A 16620-nucleotide genomic window follows, 5' to 3' on the forward strand; every position below is an offset into this window, starting at 1 on the left:
AGCCCCCGCAGCGGCGCTTTCGGTCCTGCGTCTGCGGGTGCCATGGCCCGTGCTCATGGGGATCCCTCCAGAGTGGACAGATCGCCGGCGGGCAGCCCGACGTCGCGGGCGCGCAGCAGTCGCCGCATGACCGTTCCGCTGTGGGTCTTGGGCAGGTTCTGGTCGAAGGCGATCTCCCTGGGAGCCACGGCGGGACCGAGCCTGCGGCGGGCGAAGGCCAGCAGTTCCCGCTCCAGCGCCGGCGTCGGCTCCACGCCGGGCTTGAGCGACACGAATGCCTTGACGAGGTGTCCGGCGACCGGGTCGGGGCGGCCGATCACCCCGGCCTCGACGACGGAACGGTGCTCCATCAGCGTGCTCTCGACCTCGAACGGGCTGATCAGGTGGCCCGCCGACGTGATGACGTCGTCGGCGCGTCCGACGAACCAGTACCAGCCGTCCTTGTCGCGCTTGACCAGGTCACCGGTCAGATACCAGCCGTCGGCGAACGCGGCCGCGTAGCGCTCCTTGTCGTGCAGATAGCCGCGGAACATCGACGGCCAGCCGGGGCGCAGCGCCAACTCGCCCTCGGTGTCCGGGTTTTCCAGCAGCGTCACCCGGCCGTCGGTGAGCCGTGCGCGACCGTCCGCGCCGCATTCCAGGACCGCCGCCTGGACACCGGGCAGCGGCCGCCCCATCGAGCCGGGCCGGATCTCGCAGGCCGCGAAGTTGGCGATCATGATGCAACCGGTCTCCGTCTGCCACCAGTTGTCGTGGACGGGCAGCCCCAGGACGTCCCGGCCCCACACCACGACCTCGGGGTTGAGCGGCTCACCGACCGACGCGATGAAGCGCAGCGCCGACAGGTCGTAGGAGTCCGGCCACGTGTGTGCACCCTGTCGCGGGGTGGCGCGCATCAGCATGCGCAGGGCGGTGGGCGCCGTGTACCAGACACTGACCCGCTGTCCGGCAAGGATCCGGTACCAGCGCCAGGCGTCACAGTCATGACCGTCTTCGCGGTCGCGGTCATGGTCACGGTCATCGACAACGACTGTCACGCCGCGCGCGAGCGGCGCGATGACGCCGTACGACATCCCGGTGGCCCAGCCGGGGTCAGCGATGCACCAATAGACGTCCTCAGGGTGCAGATCGAGGGCGGTGGCGGCGCTGGCGTCATAGGCGATCACTGCCGCGTGGACATGCACCACGCCCTTGGGCGGGCCGGTGGTTCCGCTGGTGAAGTGCAGCAGCGCCGCGTCCTCGGGAGCGGTCGGCGGGATGATGAAGCGGTCCGGGGCGTCGGCCATCAGCACGTCGAAGGAGAGTGTGCCCGGCAGTTCCTCGGTGCCCGGCCCGACGATGAGGACATGGGCGAGGCCGGGCAGCGCTTCCCGGCGGTCCGCGACCTTGTGCCGGTAGAGCTCGGCGGTGGTCACCAGCACCTGCGCGTCGCCGAGCCGCAGCCGCTGGGCGACCGGCCCGGGGTCCAACGCGGAGCCGAGCGCACAGAGCACGCTGGTGTTCTTCAGTGTGCCGAGCACGGCCGTGAACAACTCGGGGCAGCGGCCGAGCAGGGTGAACACCCGGTCACCACGGCCGACTCCGAGTGCGCGCAGGACATGCGCGAACCGCGCGGTACGGCGCGCCAGCCCGGAGTACGTGACGGTGGAGACGGCACCGTCGCGCGCGATACAGCGCAATGCCGGCTTCTCGCCCTGACTCGCGGCCAGGTGCCGGTCGACGGCCTCATACGCCATGTTCAGTCCGCCACCCCCGGGCAGTCCCGCGAGTGCGGCCCTGGCCTGTGCCCAGGTGAAACCCAACCGGGCGCGGTCGTAGTCGGCCAGCTGCGGAGCGACGCGCGGCGCGGCGTTCTTGCGGATCGTCTCCCAGGCCATGGCGACTCCTTCCGCGGCGGCGCAGCCCTGCCTCCGCTCGGTGTCTGCTTCCACCGTCACGGAACCCCGGGCGGCCCGCATGGGCCGAAGGGCCCCGGGCAGGGGCCGAGCGGGACCTCGACCGTTCCTGCTCCGGGCCGCCCGTGGTGCGCTGACTCGCCTTGCGGAGCGGGCCGGACGGCCGGTCCTAGGCCCCGGACCCCTCCGTGACGCCGCCCCCCGTTGATACCCCCGCGTCCCCGGCGTCCCCTGCCTCCGTGCCGCCCGGTCGCAGCGGGACGGTGCTGCCCCGCGGGATCAGACGCGTGGGCAGGACGATGTGCCGGGCCGGGTCCGCATCAGGGTCGTTGATGAGTGAGCGGGCCAGCTCGCCCGCGGCACGCCCGATGTCCGCGGGGGACTGGGCGATCGTGGAGAGGTCGGACCATTCGGCGATCGGGTGGTCGTCGAAGCCGAGGACGGAGATCCGTTCGGGCACGTCGATACGGCCCTTGCGCAGCGTCCAGATGACGGAAGCTGCGAGCTCGTCCTGCTCGGCGAACACCGCGGTGGGCGGCTCCCGCAGGCTGAGCAGCTCGCCGACCGCTTCCGTGATCCTGCGCTTGTCGTCGACGGGCGCGGCCACCACCAGGTCGTCGTCCAGGGGGACGCCCGCCCTGGTGAGTGCCTGCTGATAGCCGATGAGCCGTTCGTTGGAGCTGAAGGCGAAGCCGCTGGCGCCGACCGACTGCACGAACGCGATACGGCGGTGGCCGAGATTGAGCAGATGCTGGGTGCCGCGGCGCGCCCCGGCCACATCGTCGACGTACACGCTCGGGCAGCCTTCGGCGTGCTGGCTGACGTAGATGACCGGCATGTGGAGGTCGTCCAGCCGCGCGGTCTCCTCATCGGTGAGGTCGAAGCAGAAGACCAGCAGCGCATCGGCGTTCCGGCGGGCCGGCAGACGCTCGAAGAAGTCGGCGCGCTCGCTCATTTCCGGAGTGAGGTAGAGGAGCAGGTCCATGCCCGCCGCGCGCAGTTCCGGCCCGAGGGTGGACACCGCCGAGCCGATGAACCAGGAGCTGAGTGTCGGCGCGAGTACACCCACCACCCCGGTCTTGCCGGTGACCAGGCTGGCGGCCTGCCGGGAGACCGCGAAGTTCAGCTCGCGGGCGGCCTGTTCGACCCGGGTGCGGACTTCGGGCGAGACCGTCGAGAGGCCGCGCAGCGTGCGCGAAACGGTGGAAGCGGAGACCCCGGCCCGCTCGGCGACGTCGGCCATCGTGGGGTGCCGTTGAGCTGGTGGCATGAGCGGACGGTAGCACAGCGAGCACACGGTCATGACGATTGATGACAGCGCTGTCATCAGTCTCGCGGTGGGCCGTATCCGTGGTCGCTCCGCCGATGAACCCCTGCTGGCACCGGGGGAAAGGCTGTGCACTACATCTGGATGGACTGCGCATTACCGCGACGTAACGCATTGACTTCCCCTGTGTGGCCTCCTAGCTTGAAAGCGCTGTCACGGACTGGTCAAAGCCACTCGCGCGGATCGCATCATCAAGATCTTGACCTGCTGTTTCGCCATAAGCGACGCCGATGGCAGCGCATTCACAGCGCATCCGCTGTGTTTTCATTGCCCTCATTTCGCATTCCGGACTGTCGCGTTCCTGTTGCACCTTCCTGTCCATGTGATCCGGCCGGCCGTCCCCCGCCGGTGAAGGGATAAACCCCCGCATGACTACAGCAAGATTCAGAAAAGCCACCCGGTGGCGTCCGGGTGCCGATCGTCCCGGCCCGCGCCGACCGGGCGTGGCCACCGGCGCGGTTCTCGCGGGGCTCGCAGCCCTCACCGCCTGCGGCGCGCCCGACGGCGGCACTTCCACCGTGGCCGGCACACCCGCCTTCGAGGGCCGCGGCCCGATCACCTACGCCGCCGGCAAGGACGCCACCGGCTCCGTCCAGCTGGTTCTCGACCGTTGGAACAAGCTGCACCCGAAGGAGAAGGTCACCTTCATCCAGCTGCCCACGGACCCCGACGCACAGCGTCAGCAGATGATCCAGAACGCGCAGACAAAGTCCGATGCCTATACGGTGCTGTCCCTCGACGTCGTGTGGACCTCGGAGTTCGCGGCGCACCGGTGGGTCGATCCGCTGCCGCAGGACCGTTTTCCGCTGCGGAAGATGCTGAAGCCGATCGTGGAGACGGGGAAGTACCGCGGCGGTCTGTACTCCGTCCCGGCCAGTTCCGACGGCGGCATGCTCTACTACCGCACCGATCTGCTGAAGCGGGCCGGAATCAAGCGGCCCCCGGCCACCTGGGCCGAGATGAGGGCCGACTGCGCCAAGGTGCGGAAGCTCCCCGAAGCCGAGGGGATGCACTGTTACGCCGGGCAGTTCCAGAAGTACGAGGGCCTGACGGTCAACTTCGCCGAGGCCGTGAACTCCGCGGGCGGTGTCGTCACCGACCCGTCCGGCAGGCCACAGGTGGACACCCCGCAGGCGAGGCGCGGACTGGATTTCCTGGTCGGCTCCTTCAAGGACGGCACGATCCCGAAGGACGCCATCACCTACCAGGAGGAAGACGGTCGCAGGGTCTTCCAGGCCGGGAAGGTGATCTTCCTGCGGCAGTGGCCGTACATGTATCCCCTGGTGACGAAGCAGGACGGCGCCAACAAGGTCGCGGGCAGGTTCGGTGTCGCGCCGCTGCCCGGCCTGAACGGACCCGGCGCGTCCAGCCTGGGCGGCCACAACGTGGCCCTGTCGGCCTCGGCCGGGAACAAGGCCACGGCCCTCGACTTCATGGAGTTCTTCACCAGCGAGAAGCTCCAGCGGTTCACGCTGGCCACCGCGCCGGCCGCGCCGACCTTCGACGCGCTCTACAAGGACCCGGAGCTTGTGCGGAAGTATCCGTACCTCCCCACGCTCAAGCAGTCGATCCTGCACGCCGTGCCGCGCCCCCGGGTCTTCCGGTACGGCGATGTCACCGCGGCGATCCAGCGGGAGGCCTATGCCGCCATGACCGGCAGCAAGAACAGCGCGCAGGCTCTGAAGGACCTCCAGAAGGCCCTTCAGCAGCAGCGTGCGGCGCAATAAAGGAGAGTCAGTCATGGTGATGACACAGAATTCACCGGCGCGATGTGAAGCCGCCGCATCCTTCGCCCTACCCAAGCGCCGCCGCCCCCGGGCGACCTCCGGCTCGGCACGACTCGCGGCCCTGCTGGTCTCGCCGACACTGCTGGTGCTGACGGTCGTGGTCCTGTACCCGACGGTCGTGGCCCTCAAGGATTCGCTGTTCGGCACTCCCGGTCTCGACCCGAAGACGGGATTCGTCCGTGACACCGACCCGTTCGTGGGCGCCGAGAACTACACCGCGATCTTCGGCGACGCGGGTGCCCGGTTCTGGAACGCCTTCTGGAACACCACCTTCCTCACCTTCACCACGGTCGCACTGGAAACCGTGATCGGTGTGGCGATGGCGCTGATCATGCACCGCGCGTTCCAGGGCCGGGCCCTGGTCCGGGCCAGCATCCTGGTGCCATGGGCGATACCCACCGCCGTGACCGGTCTGCTGTGGCGCTGGATCTTCAACAGTGACGGCATCGCCAACGCCCTCATCGGCCGGCATGTGCTGTGGACGACCGAGGGGTTCCACGCCAAGGCCGCGGTCATCATCGCCGACGTATGGAAGACCGCGCCGTTCATCGGGCTGTTGGTCCTGGCCGGCCTCCAGGTGATCGACAAAGCGGTCTACGAGGCGGCCAAGCTCGACGGGGCGAGTGCGCTCCGCCAGTTCTGGCACATCACCCTGCCCCTGGTGAAGCCCGCACTGCTGGTGGCCGTGCTCTTCCGGACGCTCGACGCGCTGCGCATGTTCGACCTGCCGTACATCCTCATCGGTGCGCAGAAAACCTCGGTGGAGACGCTGTCGATGCTCGCCCAGGACCAGGCCGCGAATGTGCGGTTCGGACCGGCCGCGGCCTATGCGGTGATCCTCTTCTTCTATGTCTTCCTGATAGCGCTGGCCTTTGTCCGGCTGCTGGGTGCCAATGTCGTCGGGGACGAGGACACCGGCACCGCCCCGAAACGCGGCAGATGGCTGCCGCGCCGTCGTACGGCGGTGGCGGCATGACGATCTCACCGACCTGGCGCAAGTGGCTGCTGTACGCGGGTGTCGCCGCGGTCGTCGCCTACTGCCTCGCACCGTTCTACTGGATGCTGGTCTCCAGCCTGCGGCGTACGTCCGACATCTTCGACAACTCGCCCTTCCCCACCCGGATTTCCTTCGAGAACTACCTCGCGGTCCTCGACCCGTCCCAGTCCTTCACCCGGGCGCTGCTCAACAGCGTCGTCGTGGCCGGCATCACCACCGTCCTGGCGCTGATCCTGGCCACCTTCACCGCCTATGCGATGGCCCGGCTGGAATTCCGGCTCAAGCGCCTGGTGCTCACCCTGATCATCGCCACCTCCATGTTCCCGGTGGTGTCGATCATGGTTCCGCTGCTGAAGATGTTCGTCGACATGGGCTGGATCAACAGCTACCAGGCGATGATCGTGCCCAGCATGTCCTTCACCCTGCCGCTCGCGGTCTGGAACCTCACCGCGTTCTTCCGGCAGATGCCCCGGGAGCTGGAACATGCCGCCATGGTCGACGGCTGCACCCGCGGCCAGGCCTTCCGCAAAGTCATCATCCCGCTGGCCGCACCCGGCATCTTCACCACCGCGATCATCACCTTCATCGCGGCCTGGAACGAGTTCCTGATCGCCCTGTCGATGACGAACAAGGCCGAGATGCAGACCGCACCCGTGGCGATCTCCAAGTTCTCCGGAGCCACCCAGTTCGAGACGCCGTTCGGCAGCCAGATGGCGGCCGGTGTCCTCGTCACCATCCCGCTCGTGATCGTGGTGCTGCTCTTCCAGCGCCGGATCGTCGCCGGCCTCACCGCCGGCGCGGCGAAGTAGCCGCTCCTCACCGCATATCTCTTCCTGGCACACCCCTGTCTGCAAGGAGTACGCAGAACCATGCCCAGCACCACACCATGGTGGCGCAGCGCCGTCATCTACCAGGTCTACATCCGCAGCTTCGCCGACGCCAACGGCGACGGGGTCGGCGACATCGCCGGCATCCGCTCCCGCCTGCCGTACCTCAAGTCCCTTGGCGTGGACGCCATCTGGATCAACCCCTGGTACAAGTCGCCGATGGCCGACCACGGTTATGACGTGGCGGACTTCCGAGAGATCGACCCGCTGTTCGGCAGCGTCGCGGAGGCCGAGGCGCTCATCGAGGAGGCGCACCGGAACGGCATCCGCGTGATCCCCGACATCGTGCCCAACCACACCTCCGACCAGCACATATGGTTCCAGGCGGCGCTGGCCGCCGGGCCCGGCGGCCCGGAGCGGGAGCGCTATGTCTTCCGGGACGGGCGCGGCCCCGACGGCGCCGAGCCGCCCAACGACTGGCGGTCCTGCTTCGGCGGTCCGGCCTGGACCCGGCTGCCCGACGGGCAGTGGTATCTGCACCTGTTCGCGCCGGAGCAGCCGGACCTCAACTGGGAACACCCCGATGTGCGGGCGGAGTTCGAGTCGATCCTGCGGTTCTGGTTCAGCCGTGGCGTGGACGGATTCCGTATCGATGTGGCGCACGGCCTGGTCAAGCACCCCGAGCTGCCCGACCTGCCGCCCCGCAGGGACCCCTCCGCCCCGCCGCTCGCGGGAAGCATCGACCACCCGCACTGGGACCGCGACGAGGTGCACGACATCTTCCGTGCCTGGCGCCGCGTCGCCGACGAGTTCCCCGGCGACCGGTCGTTCGTCGCCGAAGCCTGGGCCGACAGCCCCGAGCGGCTCGCCGCCTACGTTCGGCAGGACGGCCTGCACACGGCCTTCAACTTCGACTTCCTGATGACCAGTTGGGACGCCAAGGCGCTCCGCGAAGTCATCGACACCTCGCTCACCACACTCGGCTCCGTCGGTGCCCCCGCCACCTGGGTGCTCTCCAACCACGACGTCGTACGCCACCCCAGCCGCTTCGGCCGCAAGGTGGTCAAGAAGTGGGTGGCCAATGTGCCCTACCGGCCCGAAGGCCCCCTCGACCTCGAACTCGGCACCCGGCGCGCCCGCGCCGCCGCCCTGCTGATGCTCTCCCTGCCCGGCGGCGCCTACGTCTACCAGGGCGAGGAACTCGGCCTGCCCGAGGTCGAAGACCTGCCCGAGGAGGTGCTCCAGGACCCGGTCTGGGAACGCTCGGGGCGCACCGACCCCGGACGTGACGGCTGCCGCGTGCCCATCCCGTGGTCCGGGCAGACGGCTCCGTACGGCTTCAGCCCCGACGGCGCCACGGGCGCGCCCTGGCTGCCCCAGCCCGCGGACTGGAGCGCCCTCAGCGTCGCGGCCCAGACCGGCGACCAGGCCTCCATGCTGGAGCTCTACCGCCGCGCCCTGCACCTGCGCCGCGACCACCCGGCGCTCGGTGACGGCAGCCTCACCTGGCTCGACGCCCCCGCCGGCGTGCTCGCCTTCAGCCGCGAGCCGGGTTTCGTCTGCGCCGTCAACCTCTCGTCCGAGCCGTACCGGCTGCCGGAGCACGACTCGGTGCTGCTGGCGAGCGGGCCCGTCGAGGACGGCCGGCTGGCACCGGACACCGCGGTCTGGCTGGCGTTGTAACAGCGTCAGCGATCCAGGTACGAAAGGAGCTCGTGGGCGGCCGGGCCGGGCCGGTCGCCCGCGGGGAGCGCGATCGACACCTCCCAGACCGGGTCCTCCGCACCCGTCAGCGGCAGCGCGCACAGCGTTGCCGCCTCCGGCTTGCGGGCGATCGGCTGCGGGACCACGGCGATGCCCAGATCGTGGTGCACCAGCTCGATCAGGGTGTGCACGTCGTAGACCTCCAGGGCGACCCGGCGCTGCGTACCGCCGGCGGCGAAGGCGCGGTCGGTGAGCCGGCGGGCGCCCCAGTCGGGGTGGAAGTCGACGAAGGTCTCGTCCGGCAGGTCGTCCCACCCCACCGTCTCCGCCCGCGTGAGACGGTGGCCGGGGTGGCAGAGCAGCACCATGGGTTCCTGGCGGAAGGGCAGCAGGCGCACCCCCTCCGGCGGGGGACCGGGCAGCGTGACGAACGCCAGGTCCAGGCGCCCGGCCGCGATGTCGTCCACCAGGACCACGGATCCCGCCTGGCGGAGCCGCACCTCGACGTCCGGATGCTGCGAGCGGAACCGCGCGAGCAACCCACCGACATCGACGGTCACACACTGCTCGACACCGACCGAGAGGCTGCCCCGCAGCAGCCCCTGGACCGCCGCGACGGCCTCCTTGGCGGCGCGCGCTCCGGAGAGCGTACGGGTTGCCTCCACCAGCAACGCCCGTCCGGCACCGGTGAGTTCGACGCTACGGGTGGTACGGACGAAGAGTGGCGCCCCCAACTCCCGCTCCAGCGCCCGCACCGACGCCGAGAGTCCCGACTGAGAGACCATCATCCGCTCCGCTGCCCTGGTGAAGTGACGCTCCTCCGCGACGGCGACGAAGTACTCAAGCTGCCGAAGTTCCATGGCGACGAACCCTAGCGCATTAAGAAATCGGACTACTGAATCCGTCCTCTTTCTTCTATTGGACGGATGGCTGTGGTCGGGGACAGGCTGAAGGCCCCCCACCCCCCCGGCACTACGCCCTTCTCCCACGTCACCGTCACCCACGTCACCGTCACCCAAGGAGCCCCGACCGTGGAGTACCGCACCCTGGGCCGCAGCGGATGCAGCGTCTCGACGCTCGCGCTCGGCACCATGACCTTCGGCGCCGAGTCCGACGAGGCCACCGCGCACGCCCAACTCGACCGGTTCGTCGACGCCGGCGGCACCTTCGTGGACACCGCCGACGTCTACACCGCGGGCGCGTCCGAAGAGATCGTCGGACGGTGGCTCGCCAGCCGTCCCGCCACCATCCGCGACCGCATGGTCATCGCGACCAAGGGCCGCTTCCCCATGGGCGAGGGCCCGAATGACGTCGGCCTCTCGCGCCGCGGCCTCGGCCGCGCCCTCGACGCCTCCCTCCGCCGGCTCCGCATCGAGACCGTCGACCTGTACCAGGTCCACGCCTGGGACCCGCTGACGCCGATCGAGGAGACCCTGCGCTTCCTCGACGACGCGGTACGCCAGGGCAAGATCCACTACGTAGGGCTGTCCAACTTCACCGGCTGGCAGATCCAGAAGACCGTCGACATCGCCGACTTCCGCGGACTGAGCCGGCCGGTCACCCTCCAGCCGCAGTACAGCCTGCTCTCCCGCGAGATCGAATGGGAGATCACCCCGGCCTGTGCGTCCGAAGGACTGGGCCTGCTGCCGTGGAGCCCGCTCGGCGGCGGCTGGCTCACCGGCAAGTACCGCCGCGACGAGCGGCCCGCCGGGGCGACCCGGCTCGGCGAGGACCCCGGGCGTGGCGTCGAGGCATACGACCGGCGGGCCGGCATCGAGCGCACCTGGGCCGTCGTCGACGAGGTGCGCGCGGTGGCCGACGAGCGCGGTATCTCGATGGCACAGGTCGCCCTGGCCTGGCTGGCCGACCGTCCGTCCGTCACCTCGGTGATCCTCGGCGCGCGCACCGTCGAGCAGCTCGACGACAATCTCGCCGCGGCCGGTCTCCGTCTCTCCGAGGAGGAGCTGACGCGGCTGGACCAGGTGAGCGACCCGGGCGCGCCGGACTACCCGTACGGCGGCCCCGGCCGGGAGCAGCGCAGCCGGAATGCGGCGGGTGGCCGCTGACGGCCCCGCCGCCCGGGAACGGGGGAGCTCGGACGCCGCCGTCGTCCGGCTCTGCGCTGCTCGCCCGCCGAGCCGCACACGAGACTCCGTACGGGCGATCCCACGGCGTGGCCGCTTGCCCCCCGTCGCCCGGCGGGGTGGCCTGGGGCGGTTCCGGTCAGCCACCCGCACCACATCGCACCGAGGTTTCCAGGAGACACCGATGTCTGTGAGCCGTCGACGCCGATACGCCCGCGCCACCACGACCGCCGCCGCGGCCGTGCTCACCATGCTCGCCGGCGCCCCGGCCGGCGCCGAGGGGCGGGGCGGCGACCGGGCGCTGTTTCTCACCGTGTCCGGTTACGGCGGCACCTGGATCCGCGGGGTACAGCTCAATTGCCCGGACACCCGCGGCAGCCATCCGCACGGCGCCGCCGCCTGCGAGGCGCTGACCAGGTCGGGCGGCGATCTGAACCGGCTGCCCGAGGAATCGCGGCCGTGCACCAAGGAGTACGACCCGGTCAGCGTCACGGCGAGTGGCACCTGGAACGGTATCTCGGTGGACTGGCAGAAGAGATTCCCCAGCCCCTGCACTCTGGAGGCCGCGACCGGAGCGGTCTTCCGGTTCTGAGCGCCGGCCGGATCAGGCCTGCCGCGCCGCCACCACGCCCACCGTCACCAGCGCCAGCACCACCCAGGAGAACCAGAGCCAACCACTGCCGCCAAACGCGACGGTATAGGCGGTCGCGACCACCAGTCCGCCCACCGTGCACACGGCCATCGTCTTAGCAGATCCGGGCATACCCGCAACCTCCTCACGGCAGCCCGGGACACCAACGCCACGGGCCGCGGCCATGGGACCATCGTCCCTGGCCGCGGCCCGTGGCGCTAGCTCTTGGTGCGTCCGGCTCGTGGAGAACCCCGCTCACTGCCCCCGGGCGTTCAGCGACGCGAGATACGCGTTGTACTCCGCCAGATCCTTGTCACCGTCGCGATCGGCGGCCCGGTCCGCGCGCTGCGACTGGCGCTCCTCGGACTTGCGCCACTGGAAGACCAGCGCGATCAGCACCACCACCGACGGGATTTCGCTGAACGCCCAGGCGATGCCGCCCGCGGCCGTCTGGTCCGACAGCGCCTCGATGCCGAGCGAGGCCGGCGGGTGCAGGAACGTGCTGACCATCGGCTCGGACGCCATCATCAGCGCGATACCGAAGAACGCATGGAACGGCATGCCCGCGAACAGCTCCAGCATCCGCATCACATAGCCGGGCCGGTGCGGGCCCGGGTCGACGCCCATGATCGGCCAGAAGAAGACCAGGCCGACCGCGAGGAAGTGCACCATCATCGAGATATGCCCGGTCCTGGACTCCATCAGGAAGTCGAAGAGCGGTGTGAAGTAGAGCGCGTAAAGGCTCGCGATGAACAGCGGGATGGTGAACGCCGGGTGCGTGATGATCCGCATATAGCGGCTGTGCAGCAGCGCCACCAGAAGTTCACGTGGCCCCTTGCGGCCCCGCCCGGCGGTCGGCAGCGCGCGCAGCATCAGCGTCACGGGCGCCCCTAGCAGCAGCAGGATCGGCGACAGCATGCTGATCACCATGTGCTGCACCATGTGCACGCTGAACATCGCCATGCCGTAGTCGTTGAGCTTGGTGCACATGACCAGAGCCACCGTCAGAACGCCCACGACCCAGGCGACGATCCGGCCCACCGGCCAGGCGTCCCCCCGCCGCCGCAGCCGCAGCACGGCCCAGCCGTACAGCACCAGCCCCAGCAGGCAGCTGACGACAAAGAACGGATCCCCGCCGAACTCCAGCCCCCGCCCCAGCGTGAACGGCGGCAGATCCATGTTCATGCCGTGCCCGCCGTGATCCATCCGCTCGCTCCTGATTCGTACCGATACTCCGGCGACAAGAGTAGAACCGCCCCCGGCCGATCCCACGGCCGGGGGCGGGTCCTCCGGTACGGAACTATCGAGCGGAGGACGCGGGTGATGCGGAGGACCGGGAGGTCACAGCACGCACTCGGCCTCGGCGTAGCGCTCGGCGGGCACCGTCTTCAGCGACTCGACCGCCTCGGCCAGCGACACCAGCGTGATGTCCGTGCCGCGCAGCGCGGTCATCATGCCGAAGTCACCGCGGTGCGCGGCCTCGACGGCGTGCCAGCCGAAGCGGGTGGCGAGCACCCGGTCGTACGCGGTCGGCGTCCCGCCGCGCTGGACATGGCCGAGGATGACCGGGCGGGCCTCCTTGCCGAGGCGGTTCTCCAGCTCCACGGAGAGCTGCCGGGCGACACCCGCGAACCGCTCATGGCCGTAGATGTCCTTGCCTCCGACGTCGAAGGACATGGTGCCCTCGCGGGGCTTGGCGCCCTCGGCGACCACCACGATCGCGAACTTCTTGCCGGCGTCGAACCGCTCGGCGACCCGCGCCGTCAGCTCATCGATGTCGAAGGGACGCTCCGGCACCACGATCGCGTGTGCGCCGGCCGCCATCCCCGAATGCAGCGCGATCCAGCCGGTGTGCCGCCCCATCACCTCGACGATCATCACCCGCTGGTGCGACTCGGCGGTGGTCTTGAGGCGGTCCAGCGCCTCCGTCGCGACGCCCACCGCGGTGTCGAAGCCGAATGTCACATCCGTGACGGCGATGTCGTTGTCGATCGTCTTCGGCACGCCGACGATCGGCAGCCCGGCGTCCGACAGCAACCGCGCCGCCTTCAGCGTGCCCTCGCCGCCGATCGGGATGATCGCGTCCAGGCCCAGCTCGGCGACATGGCCGCGGGCCCGCTCGACGCCGTCCCGCAGATTGGCGGGCTGCACCCGCGACGACCCGAGGATGGTGCCACCGCGCGCCAGGATGCCGCCGACGGCGTCGAGGTCGAGCTTGCGGTAGTCACACTCCAGCAGGCCCTTCCAGCCATCGCGGAAGCCGATCACCTCATCGCCGTGATCGGCGGTGGCGCGGTGGACGACGGACCGGATGACGGCGTTCAGACCGGGGCAGTCGCCGCCGGAGGTGAGTACACCAATACGCATTGCTCGTGAACCCTCTGCAACTCAACCGGAGGCCCGGACCCCGTCGTCCGGTTGGATCCCGCACACCCTACAAGCGCGGAGCCACCGGGCACACGTACGCCCGCAGTGCGGACTGCGGGCGTACGGAAACAGGGTGATATCGGGCGATACGGACCACTGGCCCGTACCCGGAATCAAGCAGGCTGGGTCGCCGCGGCGATCCGCTCCTGCCGCAGCGCGTCGTACCAGCGGTCATCGGCCGGCGGCAGCGCGTTCACATCCAGAGCCAGTTTGATCAGCAGATCCGCGATATGCGGATTGCGGGCCATCACCGGGCCGTGCATGTACGTACCGAAGACGGTGTCGTTGTACGCGCCCTCATAACCGTCACCGACGCCGTTGCCCTTGCCGAACCGCACCTTGGCGAACGGCCGTGCGGTCTGCCCCAGGTGCGTCACACCCTGGTGGTTCTCGAAGCCGGTCAGCGGCGGCAGCCCCAACTGCGGGTCGATATCGGCCAGTACGTCACCGACGCACCGCTCACCCTCACCGCGGGTGCTCACCACGTCCAGCAGCCCCAGGCCCTGCTGCTGCTCGCCGAGGTCGTTGATGAACTCATGGCCCAGGATCTGGTACCCGGCGCACACCGAGAAGACGATCGCGCCGTTGGAGACCGCGCGGTCCAGGCCGCCGTCGCGGATCAGCCGCTCGGCCGCCAGCCGCTGCGGCCGGTCCTCACCGCCGCCGATCAGATAGATGTCGCCGGAGGTGGGAATCTGCTGGTCGGACCGTACGTCCAGGCGCTGCACGTCCAGACCGCGCTGGCGTGCCCGCCGCTCCACCACCAGGGCGTTGCCCTGGTCGCCGTACGTGCTCAGCAGGTCCGGGTAGATCCACACCAGGCGCAGGCTGTTGTCACTCATGCTCGCTCGTCCTTGTCGTGATGGCCTGAAAGTCGGCGGTCCCCACTCAGTTGCCCACGCGCCGGCGCAGGTCCTGGAATGCCGTGTAGTTGGCGATGACCTCGATCCGGCCGGGCGGCGCCTTCTTCACCGCTTCGTCGAGGCTCTCGCACACCTCGAATTCCAGCCCCGCGACCTCCAGGCGCACCGCCAGGTCCAGCTTGCGGTCGCCGAGCACGAAGATCGGGTGCCCGGCCAGCCGGGTGTAGTCGACGTCCCACAGCCACGAGGTGTCCGTACCGTCCGCGCCGCGCGCGTTCACGGAAAGGATCACCGGCGTCGGCGGCGGGTCGATCAGCGAGAAGGTCTCCAGCCAGCCGGCCGGGTTCTTCGCCAGCAGCAGCCGCAGCTCCCGGTTCAGGAACGAGACCACGTCGTAGCGGCCGGCCACCGCCTGCACCGAGAACATCCGCTCCAGCGCGACCTGCGGCGGCACCCCGAACGCCGCCGCGACCGCGGCCGACGTCGTGGCGTTCGCCTTGTTGGCGCGTCCGGGCAGCTGCAGCTTGATCGGCCAGGCGCTGCCGTGCGGGTCCAGCACATGATCGCCGGACAGCGCCCAGCTGGGCGTCGGACGGCGGAAGCCGCACTCGGCGCAGAACCAGTCGTCGCCGGGCCGCTGCATCACACCGCCGCACGACGGGCAGGACCAGGCGTCGTCCTTCCACTCCTGCCCGGCCGCGACCCACACCACGTTCGCGGACGACGAGGCCGCCCACACGATCAGCGGGTCGTCCGCGTTGGCGACGATCAGCGCCTTCGACCCGGCCAGACCCTCGCGCCAGTGCTCGGCCAGCATCCGGGTCTCCGCGGCGCGGTCGAGCTGGTCCCGCGAGAGGTTCAGCAGCGCTATGGCCTTCGGCGTCACATCCCGTGCCACACCGGAGAGGTACTTCTCGTCCACCTCGATGACGCCGTACTTGGCGTCCGAACCGCCGGCCAGCGCGGAGGTGATGCCCGCGGGCATGTTGGCGCCGAGCGCGTTGGAGACCACCGGGCCGCTGGCCCTCAGCGCCTCCGCGATCAATCGCGTGGTGGTCGTCTTGCCGTTGGTCGCCGACACCAGGATGACGTCCAAATGCCGGGCCAGCCGGGCCAGCAGGTCGGGGTCGAGCTTGAGCGCCACCCGGCCACCGATCACCGATCCGCTGCCGCGGCCCGCCGCGCGCGACACCGCCGCCGCGGCCTTGCCCGCCGTCACGGCCAGCTTGGCCCGCGGCGACAGCGGCTCCGTGTTGCCTGCCATCGTCTTAGATCCTCCTTGCATCCGGCGCCCTCCCTGCCCTGTGGGCTGCCGGTGGAACGCCTCCTCCGCAGCCGACGACCGGCCGGAGGCTTCGGTCGGGGATCAGCCTATCGAGATCCGGCCGTGGGCCCGAACCCCGCCACCCGTGCGGCGACATCCGGAATGATCAGGACCGTACGCTTACCCCATGCGCCCCCGCACCATCCCCGGCAGTTCCGGCCGCCCCCGCCCCCTGCGTCTCCTAGGAGATCCGGCCCTGAAGGAGCCCTGCCAGGAGGTCACCGAATTCGACGACGGGCTCGCCCGGCTGGTCGAGGACATGTACGCGACGATGTACGCCGCCCGTGGGGTGGGCCTCGCCGCCAACCAGATCGGCGTCCCGCTGCAGGTATTCGTCTACGACTGCCCCGACGACGAGGACCGACGTCATCTCGGGCACCTCGTCAACCCGCGGATGGTCGAGGCCGACGGTCCGGTCATCCGCGGGCCGGAGGGCTGTCTCTCGCTCCCCGGCATCGAGGCCGGCACGCCGCGCCACGACCACGCCGTGGTGGAGGGTGTCAGCGCCATCGGCGAGCCCAGGACGGTGACCGGCACCGGCTTCTTCGCCCGCTGTCTTCAGCATGAGTGCGACCATCTCGCGGGCGGTCTGTACGTCGACCACCTCACCGGGCTGCGGCGCCGCCGGGCGCTGCGCGCCGCGGCCAGGGCTCCGTGGGCCCAGGGCCTGTCCGGTGGATCAGGGTCGGAAAGGCCCTAGACGGGTAAGTCCCATGTCCCTTCCGGCCCTCGGCGTCTGGTACGCCCTCGGTAC

Annotated in this window: 15 protein-coding genes; 7 read left to right on the plus strand and 8 right to left on the minus strand. The window is 69.9% G+C overall.

What is annotated here, in order from left to right; translation table 11 throughout:
* Positions 1 to 53: 53 nt before the first annotated feature.
* Both acsA and AB0I10_RS30390 read right to left on the minus strand, forming a co-directional pair.
* The gene (gene acsA, locus AB0I10_RS30385; RefSeq protein WP_363155876.1) at positions 54 to 1877 is read right to left on the minus strand and encodes an acetate--CoA ligase; all 1824 of its coding nucleotides are present in this window, start codon (positions 1875 to 1877) and stop codon (positions 54 to 56) included.
* 187 nt (positions 1878 to 2064) lie between these two features.
* Entirely contained in the window at positions 2065 to 3165 is a 1101-nt protein-coding gene (locus tag AB0I10_RS30390; protein ID WP_363155877.1) for a LacI family DNA-binding transcriptional regulator, read from the minus strand.
* A gap of 425 nt (positions 3166 to 3590) precedes the next feature.
* Here AB0I10_RS30390 and AB0I10_RS30395 point away from each other — a divergent pair, with 425 nt between their 5' ends.
* The 4 genes from AB0I10_RS30395 to AB0I10_RS30410 are packed head-to-tail and all read left to right on the plus strand — an operon-like array spanning position 3591 to position 8516.
* Complete coding sequence (locus tag AB0I10_RS30395; protein WP_363155878.1) at positions 3591 to 4949, plus strand: ABC transporter substrate-binding protein; 1359 nt, start codon at positions 3591 to 3593, stop codon at positions 4947 to 4949.
* Between the two features lie 13 nt (positions 4950 to 4962).
* Positions 4963 to 5985, plus strand: a complete 1023-nt coding sequence (locus AB0I10_RS30400) for a sugar ABC transporter permease (RefSeq protein ID WP_363155879.1) — start codon at positions 4963 to 4965, stop codon at positions 5983 to 5985.
* Positions 5982 to 6815 (plus strand): carbohydrate ABC transporter permease, encoded by an 834-nt coding sequence (locus AB0I10_RS30405; RefSeq protein WP_363155880.1) that lies wholly within the window; start codon positions 5982 to 5984, stop codon positions 6813 to 6815. The genes AB0I10_RS30400 and AB0I10_RS30405 overlap by 4 nt, the downstream gene beginning before the upstream one ends.
* Positions 6816 to 6875: 60 nt before the next feature.
* Positions 6876 to 8516, plus strand: a complete 1641-nt coding sequence (locus tag AB0I10_RS30410; protein ID WP_363155881.1) for a glycoside hydrolase family 13 protein — start codon at positions 6876 to 6878, stop codon at positions 8514 to 8516.
* Between the two features lie 5 nt (positions 8517 to 8521).
* Here AB0I10_RS30410 and AB0I10_RS30415 read toward each other — a convergent pair whose 3' ends face one another.
* Positions 8522 to 9397, minus strand: a complete 876-nt coding sequence (locus AB0I10_RS30415) for a LysR family transcriptional regulator (RefSeq protein WP_363155882.1) — start codon at positions 9395 to 9397, stop codon at positions 8522 to 8524.
* A gap of 66 nt (positions 9398 to 9463) precedes the next feature.
* Here AB0I10_RS30415 and AB0I10_RS30420 point away from each other — a divergent pair, with 66 nt between their 5' ends.
* Both AB0I10_RS30420 and AB0I10_RS30425 read left to right on the plus strand, forming a co-directional pair.
* Positions 9464 to 10603: an aldo/keto reductase gene (locus AB0I10_RS30420; RefSeq protein WP_363155883.1), complete on the plus strand. Its 1140-nt coding sequence runs from the start codon at positions 9464 to 9466 to the stop codon at positions 10601 to 10603.
* 202 nt (positions 10604 to 10805) lie between these two features.
* Positions 10806 to 11213, plus strand: a complete 408-nt coding sequence (locus AB0I10_RS30425) for an SSI family serine proteinase inhibitor (protein WP_363155884.1) — start codon at positions 10806 to 10808, stop codon at positions 11211 to 11213.
* Between the two features lie 12 nt (positions 11214 to 11225).
* On the opposite strand, the gene AB0I10_RS30430 is transcribed toward AB0I10_RS30425, so the two are convergent.
* From AB0I10_RS30430 to AB0I10_RS30450, 5 genes are all read right to left on the minus strand, one after another.
* Complete coding sequence (locus tag AB0I10_RS30430) at positions 11226 to 11384, minus strand: hypothetical protein (RefSeq protein ID WP_363155885.1); 159 nt, start codon at positions 11382 to 11384, stop codon at positions 11226 to 11228.
* Positions 11385 to 11507: 123 nt separating this feature from the next.
* Positions 11508 to 12458: a cytochrome c oxidase assembly protein gene (locus AB0I10_RS30435; protein ID WP_363155886.1), complete on the minus strand. Its 951-nt coding sequence runs from the start codon at positions 12456 to 12458 to the stop codon at positions 11508 to 11510.
* 135 nt (positions 12459 to 12593) lie between these two features.
* Positions 12594 to 13619, minus strand: a complete 1026-nt coding sequence (locus tag AB0I10_RS30440; protein WP_363155887.1) for a 6-phosphofructokinase — start codon at positions 13617 to 13619, stop codon at positions 12594 to 12596.
* Positions 13620 to 13792: 173 nt separating this feature from the next.
* Positions 13793 to 14521 carry a glutamine amidotransferase gene (locus AB0I10_RS30445; RefSeq protein WP_363155888.1) on the minus strand — a complete coding sequence of 243 codons (729 nt, stop codon included), beginning with the start codon at positions 14519 to 14521 and terminating at the stop codon, positions 13793 to 13795.
* A gap of 46 nt (positions 14522 to 14567) precedes the next feature.
* Positions 14568 to 15806, minus strand: a complete 1239-nt coding sequence (locus AB0I10_RS30450; protein WP_363155889.1) for a MurT ligase domain-containing protein — start codon at positions 15804 to 15806, stop codon at positions 14568 to 14570.
* A 187-nt stretch (positions 15807 to 15993) separates the two neighbouring features.
* Between AB0I10_RS30450 and def the strand changes: the two genes are divergently transcribed.
* Positions 15994 to 16566 carry a peptide deformylase gene (def, locus tag AB0I10_RS30455; RefSeq protein WP_363155890.1) on the plus strand — a complete coding sequence of 191 codons (573 nt, stop codon included), beginning with the start codon at positions 15994 to 15996 and terminating at the stop codon, positions 16564 to 16566.
* Positions 16567 to 16620 lie beyond the last annotated feature (54 nt).

Source organism: Streptomyces sp. NPDC050636, assembly GCF_040654775.1.
Classification (GTDB): Bacteria; Actinomycetota; Actinomycetes; order Streptomycetales; family Streptomycetaceae; genus Streptomyces.

Bases quoted from the DNA above. Each gene is read 5' to 3' on its own strand.
- acsA (WP_363155876.1), bottom strand. From the start codon at position 1,877: ATGGCCTGGGAGACGATCCGCAAGAACGCCGCGCCGCGCGTCGCTCCG.
- AB0I10_RS30390 (WP_363155877.1), bottom strand. From the start codon at position 3,165: ATGCCACCAGCTCAACGGCACCCCACGATGGCCGACGTCGCCGAGCGG.
- AB0I10_RS30395 (WP_363155878.1), top strand. From the start codon at position 3,591: ATGACTACAGCAAGATTCAGAAAAGCCACCCGGTGGCGTCCGGGTGCC.
- AB0I10_RS30400 (WP_363155879.1), top strand. From the start codon at position 4,963: ATGGTGATGACACAGAATTCACCGGCGCGATGTGAAGCCGCCGCATCC.
- AB0I10_RS30405 (WP_363155880.1), top strand. From the start codon at position 5,982: ATGACGATCTCACCGACCTGGCGCAAGTGGCTGCTGTACGCGGGTGTC.
- AB0I10_RS30410 (WP_363155881.1), top strand. From the start codon at position 6,876: ATGCCCAGCACCACACCATGGTGGCGCAGCGCCGTCATCTACCAGGTC.
- AB0I10_RS30415 (WP_363155882.1), bottom strand. From the start codon at position 9,397: ATGGAACTTCGGCAGCTTGAGTACTTCGTCGCCGTCGCGGAGGAGCGT.
- AB0I10_RS30420 (WP_363155883.1), top strand. From the start codon at position 9,464: ATGGCTGTGGTCGGGGACAGGCTGAAGGCCCCCCACCCCCCCGGCACT.
- AB0I10_RS30425 (WP_363155884.1), top strand. From the start codon at position 10,806: ATGTCTGTGAGCCGTCGACGCCGATACGCCCGCGCCACCACGACCGCC.
- AB0I10_RS30430 (WP_363155885.1), bottom strand. From the start codon at position 11,384: ATGCCCGGATCTGCTAAGACGATGGCCGTGTGCACGGTGGGCGGACTG.
- AB0I10_RS30435 (WP_363155886.1), bottom strand. From the start codon at position 12,458: ATGGATCACGGCGGGCACGGCATGAACATGGATCTGCCGCCGTTCACG.
- AB0I10_RS30440 (WP_363155887.1), bottom strand. From the start codon at position 13,619: ATGCGTATTGGTGTACTCACCTCCGGCGGCGACTGCCCCGGTCTGAAC.
- AB0I10_RS30445 (WP_363155888.1), bottom strand. From the start codon at position 14,521: ATGAGTGACAACAGCCTGCGCCTGGTGTGGATCTACCCGGACCTGCTG.
- AB0I10_RS30450 (WP_363155889.1), bottom strand. From the start codon at position 15,806: ATGGCAGGCAACACGGAGCCGCTGTCGCCGCGGGCCAAGCTGGCCGTG.
- def (WP_363155890.1), top strand. From the start codon at position 15,994: ATGCGCCCCCGCACCATCCCCGGCAGTTCCGGCCGCCCCCGCCCCCTG.